Here is a 15755-nt window from a genome sequence, read left to right as displayed (position 1 = left end):
GTTCGGAACATCGCGCCGTTACGCGTCGATGCCGCCGAAGCCCTCGCCCGCGAGGTCGGCCGCGATCATCTCGACGATCGTGTCGACCGTGACGCCGGGGCCGTTCGACATTTCGCCGATCTTCTCGCGGTCCTTGAGCACCACGATCCGGTCGCTGATGCGCACGACCTCCTCTAGCTCTGAGGAGATGAATACGACCGCGACGCCCTCCCCCGCGAGCTTGGCGATGCGTCGCTGGATGTCGACTTTCGCTCCGATGTCGATCCCGCGGGTGGGTTCGTCGAGGATCAGCACGTGGGGTCGCGTCGCGAGGAGGCGCGCGAGCATCACCTTCTGCTGGGTGCCGCCGGACAGCGTCTCGACGGGGCGGTCGAGGTCGTCCGCCGCCAGGTGGAGCGCGTCGAGATAGGTGTCGATGAGCGCGTCCTGCTCGCCGCGCGAGAGGGGACGCGACCATCCGCGCATCGCCTGCAGCGCGAGCATGATGTTCTCGCGCGCAGTGAGGCCGCCGATCACGCCCTCCTCGCGCAGGTTCTCAGTCGACAGTGCGATCCGGTGGCGCAGCGCCGCGCCCGGGCTGCGAAGACGCACGCGTTTTCCGTCCAGCCACAGTTCGCCGGAGTCGGCGCGATCGACGCCACCCACGAGCCGCGCGAGCTCGGTGCGTCCGGATCCGCGCAGCCCCGCGACGCCCACGACCTCGCCGCGGGAGAGCTCGAGGTCGGTCGGATCCAGCACGCCGCGCCGGCCGAGCTCGCGCGCGTGCAGCATGGCGGGGCCGCCGGGTGCGTAGTGATGGGCGAGGCGGTCGGAGCGCAGCTCGCGCAGGGCGTCGATGTCCTCGCCGATCATGTTCGAGATGAGCTCGGCGCGCTCGACATCCGCGGCGTCGTATTCGGCAACCACGCGGCCCGCGCGCAGCACAGTGAGCCGGTCGGCGACGGCGAGCACGTGCTCGAGGAAGTGCGAGACGAACAGGATCGCGGTACCCGCGTCGCGCAGACGCCGCACGATCCGCAGCAGCGTGCGCGCTTCCTCCGCGTCGAGGCTCGACGTCGGCTCGTCGAGCACGAGGATCCGTGGTTTCAGCACCAGGGCGCGCGCGACCGCGACGAGCTGCGCGACGGCGGGCGACAGCGACGACAGGCGCGCCCGTGGGTCGAGGTCGCTCAACCCGAGCTGCGCGAGCACCTCCGCGGTGCGCTCGCGGTTCGCCGTCCAGTCGATGCCGAACCGGCCGCGCACCTCGTTGCCGAGCATGACGTTCTCGACGACCGTGAGGTTCGGCGTGAGGTGGGTCTCCTGGAACACGGTCGCAATGCCGTCCGCGCGGGCGTCGGCCACGCCCGTCGGTGTGCGCGCCTCGCCCGCGATGAGGACGGATCCGGAGCGAATCGGGTGCGTGCCCGTGAGCGCGCCGATGAGCGTCGATTTGCCCGCGCCGTTCTCGCCCATGAGCGCGTGGACCTCGCCGGGATGGATCGTCAGGTCGACACTGTCGAGCGCCCGTCGGCTGGCGAACTCGACCACGACCGACGTCATCTCGACGAGCGGTCCCCTCATCGTGGATCCGCCCCTCGCCTTGCGGCCGCGCTCGATCCGCGCGCGATGAGCTCGGTCGGGATCCGTGTCACCTTCGGGATCTCGCGGCGTTCGATCGCGGCATGGAGCATGTCGACGACCGAGGATCCGAGTGCGCGGAAGTTCTGGGTGACCGTGGTCAGCGGCGGGAGGACGTGGGCTGCGAGCGGGATGTCGTCGAACCCGACGACGCTGAGGTCGTCCGGCACCGAGAAGCCGCGGTCGTGGAGGCCGTGAATGAGGCCGACCGCCATGGAGTCGTTGGCGACGAAGACGGCGGTGTACTCGGGCAGCTCGCGCATGCCGTTGGCGAAGTCGTAGGCGAAGTCGGCCGACCAGTCGCCGACGACGATCGGGCGCTGGCGAATTCCCCACTCCTTCGCCCGCGCGTGAAACGCACGTTCGCGGGCGCGGGCGTCGAGCCAGTCGAGGGGCCCGGCGAGGTGAAGGATGTCGCGGTGGCCGAGTGAGACGAGGTGGTCGACCGCGAGGGTCGTGCCCTGCTGTTGGTCGATCGATGCGGTGAGGAACGTCGGGTCGTCGTCGGGCTTGACGACGAGGACGGGGACGCTCATGGACGTCTTGCGCAGGGCAGCGACTGACGAGGAGCGCGGGGCGACGACGCACAGGGCGTCGATGCCCTGGCCCGTCAGGTTGTCGACCGCCTCCTGCGGGCTGATCTCGTCGCCGTCGCCTGCCGCGATCGAACTGACCGCGTAGCCGGCCCCGCGGGCGGCTGACTCGACCGCGCGCAGAATGCTCGTGGGTCCGAATTCGATGGCGCTCTCGACGAGCACGCCGATCCGCTGCGTCCGGTGCGTCGCGAGGGCGCGGGCGGCCATGTTCGGTCGGTAGCCCAGCTCCTCGATCACGTCGAGCACGCGGCGTCGCGTCGCCTCGCGGATGTGGGGATAGTCGTTGAGCACACGCGACACGGTCATGTGCGAGACGCCCGCGATGGCCGCGACCTGCCGAATGTTCGGCTTCGTCGCACCCGAGTCGGTCACCTCGCTCCTACTCACGGCGCCAGCTTATCCCGCGGTCGGCGGCCGATTCCGTGCGGCTCGTTCCCGGTATCACCCATGCGTGGTCTTGCCGATGCTCGCGCGCCGCGACGAGCCCCAGCGGATCCCCAGGTGGTGAATTTTGTGCGACGATCACCGCGCCGTAAGCTTGTCCGCGGTGACGTGTCCGAGCGGCCGAAGGTGCGACACTCGAAATGTCGTGTAGGGCGACCCCCTACCGTGGGTTCAAATCCCACCGTCACCGCCAGAAACGAAGCCCCGCGATCCCTTGTAAAAACTGGGATCGCGGGGCTTTTTCTTTCTCTCGTGCTCCCCGCTGAGTCTGAGATCGTGACAGACGGGGTGTCTCGGATCCGGCGGTTGATACCCCCTCCGATGGTGTCCTTGCGCTTTCACCGTGGCCAAACCCACCCCTCGGTCGTATACTGAAATTGATGTTCGCATGGTGAGCATCGTCGAAGTCCTGGTATGCAACAGGACTGTCGGCACGGACGACAACAAGGTGGTTGTAACTTGCTGGACCGAACGCTCCCCGAACCCACTGCTGCGGTAGACGAGCCGCTCACACCCATCTCTGTCTCAGGCGTCTACTGGATCGAGCTCGCGCCCGTGCTGGTGGCGGCCCGAGATTTCTACCCTCAACCCCTGACCGTGGGGGACGGCGGCATCACCAGGATCACGTCGGGTGAGGCCGACCTCGCCACGAACGCGGAGACACAGCTTTTGCGCGAATCGGTGACCAACTCCGACCTGAGGATCATCATGACGGTCACCGAGGGGTTCTTCCGGATCGTGGGGCGTCGATCGGCAGGCATCGAAACACCTGCAGACCTGAAGGGCAAGACGATCATGCTGCCTCGGAAGACATCGGCGAACTACTTCCTCGTGGCGATGTTGGAGACCGTCGGTCTTACCGAGGACGACGTCAACATCATTGGCCTCGCGAAGGAGAAGGACGGACAGGGTGGGATGGCGCAGATGTCTGGCTATCTCGCCCGCGGAGAAGTCGATGCAATCTCCATCTGGGAGCCGGAGCCGGTTAACGCCATTGAGCAGCTGGGTGATGATGCGATCCTCTTCCAGGATCGAGACCTTTACCGCGAGGTGTTCAATCTCCACGCGAGGGCGCAAGACCTCGCCGACCCCGAGAAGCGCCGCTCGATCGTCGCGTATGTGCGCGCTGTCGCCGAGGCGAGTGAAGCGCTGAAGGAAGAGCCCACGCGTTACTGGGACCACATCTCCGATATCTCCGGATTCTCGCTTCACGAGATTGAACAGAGCTGGCCGGAGCTGGAGTTCCCCGTCCAGATAATTCCCGACATGCTGGATGTACTGGAGCGCGAGGACGTGTGGGTGGCCAAGGAACTTCACCGGGCACCGCGCAGTCGCGAAGAGCTGGCAAAGCTGATTGACCGATCTGTCCTGGCCGAGGCCCTCGGGGGTCACAATGATCGCTGACGACACCCACCACCAAAGCCGAGGCGAGTGTTCGCATTTTACGCGGCTGCACCACAATGTGGTTTTGATGCGCGCCCGCATGCGGTAATGACAGCCATCCGGTGGGGTCTCACCACCACAAAATGTCCCCTAATGTGAACGGCCTGCTCAGTATGTGAAAAAAAGCTTGTTTGACCGACCGCGTATCAGGTAGCCTGAAAAGCGCATTTGCTGAATCGGAGACGCAGGCCGCTTCTCCGTACGCAGTATTTACCCTCTGACAAGGAAGTCACATGATTCGATCACGACGGAACGCAACGCGGCCACCGTCAGCACCTCTGGGGACGCTCCGATGAAGCGGCTGATCCACTACAGCAAGCTGCTGTTGTCGTCGTTCGTCTTATTCCTGGTAGTTATCAGCGTCCTGTTTCTCCTGCTCGAGGCATCCCCGGGCGACCCCGTCCACGCCATTCTGGGGGATACGCCGGTCACCGACGAGTTCCTCGAAAAAATGCGACAGACCTACGGCCTGGATCGCCCCGTGTGGGAGCGATACTTCATCTATATGGGCAATGTGCTCACGGGAAACCTCGGCTACTCCTATCTTCATGCCGGGAGCCCCGTTCTGACGCTGGTGCTGGAGCGCATCGGACCGACCTTGGCGCTCGCAATTCCCGCGTTTCTGATTTCCACCGCCGGCGGTCTGGTGTTCGGCGCAATCGCCGCCCGTACCCGCAAGCGTTGGCTGGATAGCTTCATCTCCGGATCCGCGATCGCGCTGTTTTCAATTCCCAACTTCTGGCTGGGAATGCTCCTCCTGCTGAGTTTCTCGATTGAACTCGGATGGCTACCGATTCAGGGGGCAAGCCCACGGGGCGTGCCAGGCATTCAGGTCCAGTATTTGATCCTGCCTGTGCTGACGATGGCAACGAGCGAGCTTGCTTACAAGACTCGAATCATGCGCGCGTCCGTCATCGAGTCGCTGGGGCAGGACTACATCGATACGGCGAGGTCCAAGGGCCTGACGGAACGAGAGGTTCTCTGGCGGCACGCGCTGCCCAATGCGCTGCTGCCGATGGTGACGGTGGCCGGCTACAGCCTGGGCTTCATGGTCGCGGGGTCAGTCGTCACCGAGCGAGTCTTTGGCTGGCCCGGCATGGGGCTGATGTTCGTTGAGTCGGTCGAGCGCGGTAACAACCAAGTTGTTCTCGGCATTGTCATCGTTCTCACCTTCACCATCATCATTGTCAACATCCTCACGGACATGCTTTATGGGCTGGTGGATCCGCGAGTGCGCGAGAGCTTCGCATCGAGCAAGAAAGTGAAAGTGGCCGCCTCATGACACTTCAGCAGCGGGCAGCGACGCCCGACATTTCCTCTGGAGCGCAGAACGCCGCCCCGAGCCGAGGGGTGAGTGCGCAACGGATGGCTTGGGCGATGTTCATCCGGAAACCAACGACAATTGTGTTCGTCCCCCTCCTGGCATTGATGGTTGTCTTCGTGGTGGTCGTGCCGTTCTTCGGACCGAGCCCGATCATGACCGTGTTTCCCGTGATGTCAGCACCGAATCCGGACAACCTGCTGGGTACGGATGAGTTGGGGCGTGACTTCCTCGTCCGAGTGGCGAACGGGGGCAGGATCTCGCTGATGGTCGGCTTCGCGGTTGCCGTGCTGTGCATGACCATCGGGCTCGTCATTGGTGGGGCCGCCGGATACTACCGTGGGGCCGTCGACCTCGGCCTGGTGAAGATCGCGGAGTTTTTCCAGGTGCTCCCGGCAATCGTGCTCGCAATCGTTGCCGCAGCATTGCTCGGGGACGGTATGTGGCTCATCGTCATCATCCTTGCCGTGACGATGTGGCCCGGGGTAGCGCGCATCGTGCGTGCCGAGGCGATGCGCATCTCACAGATGGGCTATGTCGAATCGGCCCGCGCGGTCGGGTTCCCCGGATATCGGATCATCGTGTCCGATGTGATTCCTAATCTCATGCCACCAGTTCTGGTCGCCACGACGTTGACTGTCGGCCGAGCGATTCTCATCGAGTCGGGCCTCGCCTTCATCGGGATCGGCGATCCAAACAACCCCAGTTGGGGCACTTTGCTTTCCGATGCGCAGGGGCACATGCGCGAAGGCTGGTGGCTCGCAGTGTTCCCCGGAGCCTGCATCTTCTTCGTTGTCCTCGCGGTGAACATGCTGGGGGACGCGCTGAATGACTCCTTCAACCCGATGATCGGACGTGTCAAGTGAGTATTCAAACGGATACGGTCACACCGTCGGAAGGGCGGCCGCCGCTCCTGGAAATCGAAGGACTTCGTGTCGTGCTCCCGACCGGTCCGCGCAGCTCGGTCGAGGCAGTGCGGAGCGTCGATCTCCGTGTCCGCGACGGGGAGCGGGTCGGGATCGTCGGCGAGTCCGGGTCGGGGAAGTCGATCACCGGGCGCGCTATCGCCGGACTGCTTCCGAGATCTCCTCGCGTTGACGTGACCGGTTCGCTTCGTTTCGAAGGCAAGGAGATGCTGGGCGCACCTGCCGCCGAGTGGGCTGAGATCCGCCGCCACCGAGTCGGGATGATCTTTCAAGACCCGATGTCCTTCCTGAACCCGACCACGCGAATTGGTCGTCAGGTTGCCGAGTCCTTCTCTCCGGAACGTGGACGGAAGCGCTCCGAGCAGAAGGAAGAAGTGTATGGCTTCCTGGAGCAAGCAGGTCTGGACAATCCTCGGCAGGTGGCCGCGAGGTTCCCCCACGAGCTGAGCGGTGGCATGCGCCAACGGGTACTGGTTGCGATCGCCATCGCGAAGCGCCCACAGCTCATCCTCGCGGACGAACCGACCACCGCACTCGATGTGACCGTTCAGCAGCGCGTCTTGAAGACGCTCGACGCGACCGTTCGCGACCTGGATACGTCCCTGATCCTGATCTCTCACGACTTGGCGGTCGTGGCAGGCATGACCGACCGCGTCTACGTCATGTACAACGGGCGAATCCTTGAGGAAGGGAAAACCGAACGCGTCATCACTGACCCGCAGCATCGCTACACGAAGGCGCTGCTGCGCAGCGTGCGCAGTCTGACGGGGCGCGGGGAAGAACTGTACTCGATGCCGCCAGAGCTTCGTCGAAGCCTGAATGAGGAGACGGCGCATGCTTCTTGAGGCGAAGAACCTCTCCAAGACGTTCCACACCAGGCAACGGTCGGAGCCAGTACATGCCGTTAAAGACGTCAGTCTGCACGCCCGACCCGGCGAGTTCGTCGCGATCGTGGGAGAGAGCGGGAGCGGGAAGAGCACAGTTGCTCGAATGCTGCTCGATCTCATCTCGGTGACATCCGGCACGGTCGAATTGGATGGTCGCCCGATCGGGTCGCTGCGTCGACAGGAGTACCGGGCATACCGCAGGAGCGTGCAGGCAGTGCTGCAGGACCCCGCAGGATCGCTGAATCCTCGCAAGCGCGTCGAGCAAGCCATCGGCGAGGTCATCCGATTTCATAAGCTCACATCTGGCCAATCGGAGATCCGCGCTCTCGCGATCGAAGCGCTGCAGCAGGTAGGGCTCAGCCCGGCTGAGAATTTCCTTGAGCGTTTCCCTCACGAACTCAGCGGTGGGCAGCGCCAGCGGGTCCTCATCGCCCGCACGCTTGTCCTCCATCCCCGCATCATCGTGGCCGATGAGGCGGTGTCCGCTCTGGACGCGTCGGTCAAGGCCGGCGTGCTGCGAGTGATGGCCGACCTCAAGGACAGGCTCGGCATCGGATACGTATTCATCACGCACGATCTACCGATCGTGGAAAAGGTCGCCGACCGCGTGTACGTCATGCGGTCCGGTGAGGTTGTCGAGGAAGGCACGACGGAAGCCGTCTTCTCCAATCCGGAGCACCCGTACACGCAAAACCTTCTACAAGCTACGCCCGTCTTACCGCCGTTGACGTGATCGCAGGTACGGCACAGCTGGCTTTTTCCCATCAACATCCATGCAGAGAGGCAGGATATGACAATCACACTCACACGGCCCCGTGCGCGTCGCACCAAGAGACGGTTCGGCGCATTGCTCGCCATAGGACTCGCCGCGTCACTCGCGATCGCGGGATGCACCTCGTCGGAGGGCGGGGCATCGTCGGATGCCGAACGGACATATGTCAAGTGGGTCACGAACGGTGACCCGATGGGCATCGGGCTCAACGCTCAATTCGCATCCGGGAACGCTGCGACCGCGTTCAGCGCCCAGATTCTGGAGCCACTCATCTTCGCTTCCGGAGTGGGCGAACTCACCCCGGGTCTGGCGACGGATTGGGAACTCAGCGACGACGCACTGACGTTGACCCTCAACCTCAGGGAAGGAGTCACCTGGCATGACGGCGAGCCGTTCACCGCAGAGGACGTGAAGTTCAACTTCGAGGAGATCGTCCCTCTGGCAATCATGGGCGCGGAGATCACCAAGCGGCTCACCACGGTGGAGATCATCGATGACCACACTGTGGCTATGAAGCTGAGTGACCCGCTCGGTCCCATCCTGGAAGTGATTTCAGAGCAATACATGCTTCCCAAGCACCTGTACGAGGGGACGGACTTCGTCACCAATGAAGCGAACTACGCGGGCATCATCGGCACCGGTCCGATGAAGTTCGGCGAGTACAACCCCGGGGTGGAAATCGTCCTGGTGAAGAACCCCGATTACTGGGATGGGGAATCGCAGGTCGACCGCGCATACTTCGTGCAGATGGCCGACGAGAATACCCGTCAGGAAGCGCTGTTCGCGGGGGAGCTCGACGAGACTCTTGTCGCTGCCTCGGCGCTCGAACGTATTCGCGATTCGGAACAGACGGACTTCAGGCGCACTGGCTACTTCCCCGGCATCATGCCGGTGTTCTTCAACACACGCAGCGAGTACCTGTCGGACCCTGCCGTACGCCGCGCGATATTCGCCTCATTCGACCGGGACGCGATGGTCGACAAGGCGATGTACGGCATCGGTGGCCAGACTGCCACCGGTTTCATGCCCGACGCGTGGGACTGGGCGGCAAGCGAGGAGGTCGACTTCGCGGAAGACTTCCCGCGCGACCTCGATGCGATTAACGCGGCGCTGGACGAAGCGGGCTTCCCTGTCGGGGCGGACGGGAAGCGGTTCACCCTTCGTATCCGCTATATCCAGAGCGTGGACGATCTTGCGGCGACCGTCGACATCATGCAGTCACAGCTCGCAGAGGTCGGGATCGGCGTGGAGCTCCTGGGCACGACGTCCCAGGTCTACCTCGAGGGCGTTTATGACACCTTCGATTATGACATCGGGGTGACGACGCAGCGGCTCGGTCCGGAGCCGTCTGTCGGAATGATGCGCTGGTTCACGTGCAATCCTGACGATCGAACGAACGCCAACTCCACGGGGGTCTGTGATTCGGAGATCGACGAGGCAGCGGCTCTCGCGCTGAGCACCACTGACCGTGACGAGCGGGCCGAGCACTACAAGAGGTTGCAGGAGCGTGCGGCCGAGCTGATGTATTACGCGCCGCTCTTCTGGAATCTGAACGCGGATCCGTCTATCAACACCACCAATTGGACTGATGCCGAGCCCAAGGAATTCCGCGAACGACTCTCGTGGACCACGATGCAGCCCGTAGATTAGGGCGTGTCTATTAAAGAGGTCGGATGGGGAGCTGGGGTCGTCGATGTCGTGTCGCGATTCCAGCTCCTCTCGGGCGATCAGCGGGGCCTAAGAGGCTGGAGCTCTCGCTGAGTCAGCCGGGGTTTTCCTCGTTTCCGACTCCCGCATACGTCAGGCGGCGCAACATCGCTTCCGCGGGTCCGCGCACTCCGCGCCGTTCGAGCAGGGCGGCGATCGGGACCGAGACGATCCAGACGATGACCGCGATTCCCACCGCGAGCGCCGTCCCGGCAGTGCCGCCGAGACCGAAGCCCCACGCACTGAACAGCGGCGCGAAGATCAGCGACTGGAACAGGTAGAACGTCAGCGAGCGCTTGCCGACCGCCGCGATCGCCCGGACGGGCGCCGGCGGCGCCTCCTGCCAGCGTGCCGCGAGCAACGCGAAGACGGCGACATATCCCAGCGCGCTGGCCGCGCCCGTGATCGTCGTGAGCCCTGAGAACGTCCAGGAAGGCAGTCCGATTGCGCCGACGTGCGTGAGCGCGGCGGGCAGGCCGCCGAGCCAGCCGACGGGGATCCCGATCCACGCGACGGCCCGCAGCAGGCGACGGTGCGCACTCGGATCCTCGAGCACCCCGCGACGCGCCGCGAGCCAGGCGAGCAGGATGCAGATGGGCACGGTGGTGATCAGGCCCTGGGTGATGCCGCCCATGCTCCACATCGCGAGTCGTCCGACGATGCTGGCGACGTAGCTCTCCTCGCCGGCGGTCATGCCCTGGATGTCGGGGGCGTACGCCGCGCCCGATTCCGCCATCTCGGGGGCAAAGAGGTTCGTCATGACGCCGCCGAACGCACCGAAGAGCGCGAAGAGAGTCCAGACGCCCGTGATGACCCATACCCAGACCCAGAGCGTTTTGTCGCGGCGGTCGAAGAACAGCCAGACCAGCAGCAGCCCGACGATGCCGTAGGCGGCGACGATGTCGCCGAGAAACAGCAGCGCGGCATGCAGCGCGCCGATGACGATCATCCACCAGTGTCGCTGCCGGAGCATGCGGCGCGTCTGCGGGTAGGTGACGCCGCGTGCCATCCGCGAGCGGACGAACTGCACCATGCCGTACCCGAACAGGAAGCCGAACAGCGGATATGCACGGCCGTCGACGGTGACCATCATGAGGATCTGCACGGCCTTGTCCAGCGCGGATCCGTCCACCAGGTGCGCGCCGGTCAGCGCGGACTCGCGACCCCAGAGGAACCACGACACGTTCGCAGCCGCGATGAGCAGCAGCATCAGACCGCGAGAGACGTCAGGCGCGAGCGCTCGCGACGTGCGAGACAGGGTGGCGTTGTGATCCGTCATCGTGCCATTGTGCCGAACGGCCCCGCGCGAGCAATAGGACGAATGTCACTGATCACGGGCTGCCCGCACCGCGCGTTCCGACCTCAGCCGGTGACGAGCAACGAAACGATCATCGCGATGATGATGGTGTTGAACGCGAAGGCCGTCGTCGCGTGGATCGTGACGTTGCGACGCGTGGCGCGGTCGGTGATCGACACGTCGGACGTGCCGAAGGTCATCTGCACGGCGAGGGAGAAATATACGTAGTCCGCGAACCCGATCCGTCCCTCCCCTGGGAAGGCGAGGCCGCGGCTGCCCTGCGCGATGTAGTTCTCGGCGAAGAGCAGCGCCGTGTTGATCCAGGCGATCACGACGAAGGCGAGCGTGAGCGCGACGAGGTAGCGGTCGCCGCGGAACGCCGGGGTCAGCACGATCACCGCGACGATGACGAGCACGACGAGCGGCGTCTGCACGGCCAGCGCACGCGCACTCGACGTCATGCCGAAGTCACGTCGCTTCACGAGGACGATTGAGCGATGCAGGCGGGCGCCCTCGAGGCCCCAGAGCGCCGCGACGGTGAGGCCTGAGTGCACGAGCGCGAACGTGCCCCAGAACACCATCACGACCGGAAGACTCCACTCCTCGGCCCGCTGCGCCGGATCCGACACGATGACCCAGATGAACGCCGCCAGCGGCAGCATCGACGCGAACGTCGCGAGCCAGTTTCGGCGCGACGGCGATGCGAGCCAGCGCGGCGCCCGCGGATCCTCGGGTTCGGGGCTCGGCGGGACGGTGCGCGGCTGCGGGCGCTGCCGGCCGCGCTGCCGCGAGGCCGCGCCCAGCGCGAACGCGGCAAACGGCGCGAGCGCTGCAACGGCCAGCGCGACGCGATCGGTGGTCTTCACCCCTTCACGGTACGCACTGCGGCGGACGAGCGCGCGGTGAAGCGAGATTCGTGCGGGACTGTTCCGCGGATCCGTGGTGTTGTAGACCTGTGACCCCGCCAGAAGGACGCGACATGACCGATCAGAAGCCCTCCGTGCTGTTTGTGTGCGTACACAACGCCGGTCGCTCGCAGATGGCCGCCGGATATCTCCGCGACGTGTCGGGCGGCCGCATCGAGGTGCGGTCTGCCGGATCCATACCTGCCGAGGCGATCAACCCCGTCGCGGTCGAGGCGATGCGCGAGGACGGCATCGACATCACCGCCGAACAGCCAAAGGTGCTCACGATCGACGCCGTGCAGGCCTCCGACGTTGTCATCACGATGGGCTGCGGCGACGCGTGCCCGATCTTCCCCGGCAAGCGCTACGAAGACTGGGAGCTCACCGACCCCGCCGGGCAGGGAATCGACGAGGTACGGCCGATCCGCGACGAGATCAAGGGACGGATCGAGGCGCTGGTCGCCGAGCTGCTCGCCTGACAGGGGCGCGTCAGCGGGGGGAACGTCAGCGGGCGAGCGTCAGCGCCCCGCACCGGATGGGCTTCGGCGGGCACTCACCGCGGGCCCCGCGGCTCGACTCGGCATCGCCACTATTCGTTCGACATATACGGGAACCAACAGTTGACAGAACCGGCGCAACCACTTAGGTTCCATAGTGAGCTATAGAACCTAAGAAGGATGATGCGATTGCTTACAGGGGACGGACCGATCTATCAGCAGCTCGCTGATCGGGTCGCGGAGGACATCCTCGCCGGAACGTTTTCGGCGGGATCCCACGTGCCCTCGACGAACGAGTATGCGGCGTTCTACGAGATCAGTCCCATCACGGCGTCGAAAGGCCTCAACCTGCTCGTCGAGCAGGGGGTGCTGCACATGAAGCGCGGCGTCGGGATGTTCGTGACCGACGACGCACTGACCGTGTTGCAAGCGCGGCGGCGCACAGAATTCCGGGAGAAGCACGTCCTCCCCCTCATCCGAGAAGCTCGTCTGCTGCACATCGCGAAGGACGAGATCGCAGAAATGATCGATCAGGAGGACGACCGATGATGAACGCCATCGAGGTGCAGTCGGTAACTCGCACCTACGGTCGAGTGAACGCACTCGACGACATCAGCTTCCGCATTCCCCAGCACTCGATCGTGGGCCTGCTCGGACGAAACGGCGCCGGGAAGACGACGATCATGTCGATCCTGGCGGGCCAGGATCGGGCGACCTCCGGACGCGCCGAGGTGCTCGGGCACAGTCCCTTCGAACACGGCCCGACCCTCGCGCAGATCACCTACGTGCGTGACAACCAGCGTTACCCGGACGACTATCGCCTCCACCACGTGTTGCGCATCGCGCCCGATTTCGCGCCGAACTGGAACCCGGACGTCGCGGCGGAGCTCGTCGAGGGGTTTCGGATCCCGAAGAAGACCGCCATCAAGAAGATGTCGCGGGGCCAGCTCTCCTCGGTCGCGATCGTGCTCGGCCTCGCGTCGCGCTCCCCGGTCACGCTGCTCGACGAGCCGTACCTCGGGCTCGACGTCACGGCGCGGGCCTTGTTCCACGAAGTGCTCCTGCGGGAGTACGAGCGCGAACCCCGCACGATCCTGCTGTCCACGCACCTCATCGAGGAATCCGAATCCCTCTTCGACCGCGTGGTGATCATGGATCGCGGACGCATTGTCATGGACGCCGACCGAGACGAGACGAGCGAATCGGCGTGGGTGGTCAGCGGCACGACGGATGCCGTCGACCAGGTGGTCGCCGATCGGCGCGTGCTGCAGCGCAGCACCATCGGCGGGTTGTCCTCGGTCACGGTCGCCGGCGCCATCGATGACGACACCCGCGAACGCGCGGGCGACCTGCGACTGAAGATCGAGCGAGCGTCCCTGCAGCAGCTCGTCGCCGCTTACGGCGCAGATGAATCCCGACTGGTCGACGCCAAGGAGGTCTGACGACCATGAACATGACGATTTCGAGTGCCAAGCTCCACTTCAACAAGCGCGAGACCACGTTCGCCGTGCCGCTGTACATCACCGCCGCGGTCGCGGTCATCTCCGTGCTGATCTCGTTCCTCTTCTGGCGGTTCGGCAGCGAGCCCGGATCCCCCGGCTGGGTGCAGGGATCGCAGTCGAACCCCGGGATCGCGTACGCACTGCTCGGCTTCCTCGGATACCTCGGCGTGCAGTCGGTCGCCACGACGTTCCCGTTCGCGCTCACGCTCGGCGCTCCGCGCCGAGCGTTCGTGGGCGGAACGTTCCTCTGGAGCGTCGCGGTCGCCGCCTACTTGACGGTCGCCTTCGCGCTGCTGGCCACGATCGAGACCGCGACGAACCACTGGTTCTCCGGGTTCTACATCTTCGACGTCTATGTGCTCGGCGCCGGCGACCTCACGCTGCTGATCCCGATCGTGTTCCTCGGCGTGCTGACCCTGCTCTCGCTCGGCGGAGTCTTCGGCGCCTCGTGGGTGCGGTTCGGTGCGCGCGGGCCTCAGCTCATCGCGGTCGGCATCGCCATCGTCGTGATCGGCGCACTCATCGCGATCCTGCCCGCGATGTCCGACATCCTCGCCGCGTTCGAACTGTGGTGGCTCGCGATCCTCGCCGGCGTCATCACTGCGCTCTCCTGCGTCGGCACCTGGCTCCTCCTGCGCACCGCGACCGTGCGGTAGGGGTCGTCTCAGTCGCAGAAGGCGGCGGCCGAGTCGCGGAGATTCTCGACCGCTTCGATCGCCTCCGGAGAGTCGGGGCCCGACACGTCAGCGAACTTCTCGGCGTTCGAGCGGATCACGTCACCGATCTCGCCGCCGACGTCGTCAGCGAGGTCCTCGAGCTTCGCGACGACGTCGGCGTGCGCCGACTCGATCTGCTGCTCCGTGACCTCGCCCTTCTCGAGCATCGTCTCGTAGCTCTCGTAGGCGTCGTCGATCGTCGTGCAGACCTCGTCGACCGGCACTCCAAGGGATTCGCCGGCGAACTGCGTCACCTGTGCGCAGCCGCCGAGCGCGACGACGGCGAGCAGGGGCAGGATCGCGAGACGGCGCATACGGGGAGGCTAGTCGCGCGCCCTATGAAGCGGGTGCGTACGCGCCGTCAGTCGTCGCAGCCGTCTGGGCCGCAGGTCACGCCGTCGGTGCCGAGGGAGCTCAGCGGCTGGACGGGAGCCGGGTTCAGCTCGTCGTAGACCTTCGTGAGCGCCTCTTCGAACACCGCGGCGGGTTGCGCTCCGGAGACGCCGTAGCGTCCGTCGAGCACGTAAAACGGCACGCCCTGGATGCCGAGCGTCGCCGCCTGGCTGACATCGGCCTTTGCCTGGTCGTCGAACGCGTTCGGATCCGACAGCACCTCGTCTGCGACGTGCACGGGAAGACCCGCCTCGACCACGACCGCCTTCAGCCCAGCGCCGTCGCCGACGTCGAGGCCATGCTCGAAGTACGCCACGAACAGGGCGTCGACGACCTTCGCCTGCACGTCGTGTGCGGCAGCCGCCTGAATGAGGCGGTGAGCGGTCCACGTGTTAGACGGCACGACGTCGTCGTGGTTGAACGTGAAGCCGATCTCGTTGCCGGCCTCGCTGAGGTGCTTGTGGCCGGCCTCGAGGCGCGCTGGGTCGAGGCCGCGTCCCGCGAGGTACTCCGCCTGCGACTGCGTCGCCTTCTCCGGCGCTCCCGGATCCAGCTGGTACGAGTGGAATCGCACGTCGACGTGCTCCTTGAACGGCAGCGTGTCGATCACCGCGTCAAGGCGGCGCTCGCCGAGCGCGCACCACGGGCAGGCGATGTCGAGCCAGACGTCGATGCCGAGGCGTGCAGGGGCCGGGGTCGTGTCAGTCATACTCGGGTCAACGCCCGGTG

At 65.1% G+C, this 15755-nt stretch carries 16 protein-coding genes and 1 tRNA gene; 11 read left to right on the top strand and 6 right to left on the bottom strand.

What is annotated here, in order from left to right:
• Positions 1-18 precede the first annotated feature (18 nt).
• On the bottom strand, positions 19-1563 hold the full coding sequence (locus IEW87_RS04410) for a sugar ABC transporter ATP-binding protein (RefSeq protein ID WP_188711073.1): 1545 nt from the start codon (positions 1561-1563) through the stop codon (positions 19-21).
• A complete protein-coding gene (locus tag IEW87_RS04405) occupies positions 1560-2603 on the bottom strand; it encodes a LacI family DNA-binding transcriptional regulator (protein ID WP_229730944.1) in 1044 nt (347 codons plus the stop codon). The genes IEW87_RS04410 and IEW87_RS04405 overlap by 4 nt, the downstream gene beginning before the upstream one ends.
• 159 nt (positions 2604-2762) lie before the next feature.
• Here IEW87_RS04405 and IEW87_RS04400 point away from each other — a divergent pair.
• From IEW87_RS04400 to IEW87_RS04370, 7 genes are all read left to right on the top strand, one after another.
• Positions 2763-2853, top strand: a tRNA-Ser gene (locus IEW87_RS04400).
• A 221-nt stretch (positions 2854-3074) separates the two neighbouring features.
• Positions 3075-4064 carry an ABC transporter substrate-binding protein gene (locus IEW87_RS04395; protein ID WP_188711072.1) on the top strand — a complete coding sequence of 330 codons (990 nt, stop codon included), beginning with the start codon at positions 3075-3077 and terminating at the stop codon, positions 4062-4064.
• Positions 4065-4395: 331 nt separating this feature from the next.
• Complete coding sequence (locus IEW87_RS04390; RefSeq protein ID WP_188711071.1) at positions 4396-5385, top strand: ABC transporter permease; 990 nt, start codon at positions 4396-4398, stop codon at positions 5383-5385.
• Positions 5382-6290, top strand: a complete 909-nt coding sequence (locus IEW87_RS04385; RefSeq protein WP_188711070.1) for an ABC transporter permease — start codon at positions 5382-5384, stop codon at positions 6288-6290. Before IEW87_RS04390 ends, IEW87_RS04385 begins: the two co-directional genes overlap by 4 nt.
• Entirely contained in the window at positions 6287-7195 is a 909-nt protein-coding gene (locus IEW87_RS04380) for an ABC transporter ATP-binding protein (protein ID WP_188711069.1), read from the top strand. The genes IEW87_RS04385 and IEW87_RS04380 overlap by 4 nt, the downstream gene beginning before the upstream one ends.
• Positions 7185-7970, top strand: coding sequence for an ABC transporter ATP-binding protein (locus IEW87_RS04375; protein WP_188711068.1), 786 nt, complete (start codon positions 7185-7187; stop codon positions 7968-7970). The genes IEW87_RS04380 and IEW87_RS04375 overlap by 11 nt, the downstream gene beginning before the upstream one ends.
• 231 nt (positions 7971-8201) lie before the next feature.
• Positions 8202-9659 carry an ABC transporter substrate-binding protein gene (locus tag IEW87_RS04370; RefSeq protein WP_188711067.1) on the top strand — a complete coding sequence of 486 codons (1458 nt, stop codon included), beginning with the start codon at positions 8202-8204 and terminating at the stop codon, positions 9657-9659.
• A 112-nt stretch (positions 9660-9771) separates the two neighbouring features.
• Here the strand turns inward: IEW87_RS04370 and IEW87_RS04365 are convergent, their stop codons facing one another.
• Both IEW87_RS04365 and IEW87_RS04360 read right to left on the bottom strand, forming a co-directional pair.
• Positions 9772-10995 carry a DUF418 domain-containing protein gene (locus IEW87_RS04365; RefSeq protein ID WP_188711066.1) on the bottom strand — a complete coding sequence of 408 codons (1224 nt, stop codon included), beginning with the start codon at positions 10993-10995 and terminating at the stop codon, positions 9772-9774.
• 83 nt (positions 10996-11078) lie between these two features.
• Positions 11079-11879, bottom strand: coding sequence for a DUF1345 domain-containing protein (locus tag IEW87_RS04360; RefSeq protein ID WP_188711065.1), 801 nt, complete (start codon positions 11877-11879; stop codon positions 11079-11081).
• Positions 11880-11992: 113 nt separating this feature from the next.
• On the opposite strand from IEW87_RS04360, the gene IEW87_RS04355 reads away from it, so the two are divergent.
• The 4 genes from IEW87_RS04355 to IEW87_RS04340 all read left to right on the top strand — a co-directional run bounded on the left by IEW87_RS04355 (position 11993) and on the right by IEW87_RS04340 (position 14573).
• Complete coding sequence (locus tag IEW87_RS04355; protein WP_188711064.1) at positions 11993-12397, top strand: arsenate reductase ArsC; 405 nt, start codon at positions 11993-11995, stop codon at positions 12395-12397.
• A gap of 198 nt (positions 12398-12595) precedes the next feature.
• Positions 12596-12964 carry a GntR family transcriptional regulator gene (locus IEW87_RS04350; protein WP_229730942.1) on the top strand — a complete coding sequence of 123 codons (369 nt, stop codon included), beginning with the start codon at positions 12596-12598 and terminating at the stop codon, positions 12962-12964.
• A complete protein-coding gene (locus IEW87_RS04345; RefSeq protein WP_188711063.1) occupies positions 12961-13857 on the top strand; it encodes an ABC transporter ATP-binding protein in 897 nt (298 codons plus the stop codon). The genes IEW87_RS04350 and IEW87_RS04345 overlap by 4 nt, the downstream gene beginning before the upstream one ends.
• 11 nt (positions 13858-13868) lie before the next feature.
• Entirely contained in the window at positions 13869-14573 is a 705-nt protein-coding gene (locus tag IEW87_RS04340; protein ID WP_229730939.1) for a hypothetical protein, read from the top strand.
• Positions 14574-14581: 8 nt separating this feature from the next.
• Here the strand turns inward: IEW87_RS04340 and IEW87_RS04335 are convergent, their stop codons facing one another.
• A complete protein-coding gene (locus tag IEW87_RS04335) occupies positions 14582-14947 on the bottom strand; it encodes a hypothetical protein (RefSeq protein WP_188711061.1) in 366 nt (121 codons plus the stop codon).
• 47 nt (positions 14948-14994) lie between these two features.
• Positions 14995-15735, bottom strand: a complete 741-nt coding sequence (locus IEW87_RS04330) for a DsbA family oxidoreductase (RefSeq protein ID WP_188711060.1) — start codon at positions 15733-15735, stop codon at positions 14995-14997.
• Between the last annotated feature and the right edge of the window lie 20 nt (positions 15736-15755).

The organism is Microbacterium faecale (genome assembly GCF_014640975.1).
Lineage (GTDB): Bacteria > Actinomycetota > Actinomycetes > Actinomycetales > Microbacteriaceae > Microbacterium > Microbacterium faecale.
The sequence above is the reverse complement of the archived record's forward strand: the minus strand, read 5'-3'. Positions and strand labels throughout refer to the sequence as shown.

Bases quoted from the DNA above. Each gene is read 5' to 3' on its own strand.
- IEW87_RS04410 (WP_188711073.1), bottom strand. From the start codon at position 1,563: ATGAGGGGACCGCTCGTCGAGATGACGTCGGTCGTGGTCGAGTTCGCC.
- IEW87_RS04395 (WP_188711072.1), top strand. From the start codon at position 3,075: ATGCAACAGGACTGTCGGCACGGACGACAACAAGGTGGTTGTAACTTG.
- IEW87_RS04390 (WP_188711071.1), top strand. From the start codon at position 4,396: ATGAAGCGGCTGATCCACTACAGCAAGCTGCTGTTGTCGTCGTTCGTC.
- IEW87_RS04385 (WP_188711070.1), top strand. From the start codon at position 5,382: ATGACACTTCAGCAGCGGGCAGCGACGCCCGACATTTCCTCTGGAGCG.
- IEW87_RS04375 (WP_188711068.1), top strand. From the start codon at position 7,185: ATGCTTCTTGAGGCGAAGAACCTCTCCAAGACGTTCCACACCAGGCAA.
- IEW87_RS04370 (WP_188711067.1), top strand. From the start codon at position 8,202: ATGGGCATCGGGCTCAACGCTCAATTCGCATCCGGGAACGCTGCGACC.
- IEW87_RS04365 (WP_188711066.1), bottom strand. From the start codon at position 10,995: ATGACGGATCACAACGCCACCCTGTCTCGCACGTCGCGAGCGCTCGCG.
- IEW87_RS04355 (WP_188711064.1), top strand. From the start codon at position 11,993: ATGACCGATCAGAAGCCCTCCGTGCTGTTTGTGTGCGTACACAACGCC.
- IEW87_RS04350 (WP_229730942.1), top strand. From the start codon at position 12,596: ATGATGCGATTGCTTACAGGGGACGGACCGATCTATCAGCAGCTCGCT.
- IEW87_RS04345 (WP_188711063.1), top strand. From the start codon at position 12,961: ATGATGAACGCCATCGAGGTGCAGTCGGTAACTCGCACCTACGGTCGA.
- IEW87_RS04340 (WP_229730939.1), top strand. From the start codon at position 13,869: ATGACGATTTCGAGTGCCAAGCTCCACTTCAACAAGCGCGAGACCACG.
- IEW87_RS04335 (WP_188711061.1), bottom strand. From the start codon at position 14,947: ATGCGCCGTCTCGCGATCCTGCCCCTGCTCGCCGTCGTCGCGCTCGGC.
- IEW87_RS04330 (WP_188711060.1), bottom strand. From the start codon at position 15,735: ATGACTGACACGACCCCGGCCCCTGCACGCCTCGGCATCGACGTCTGG.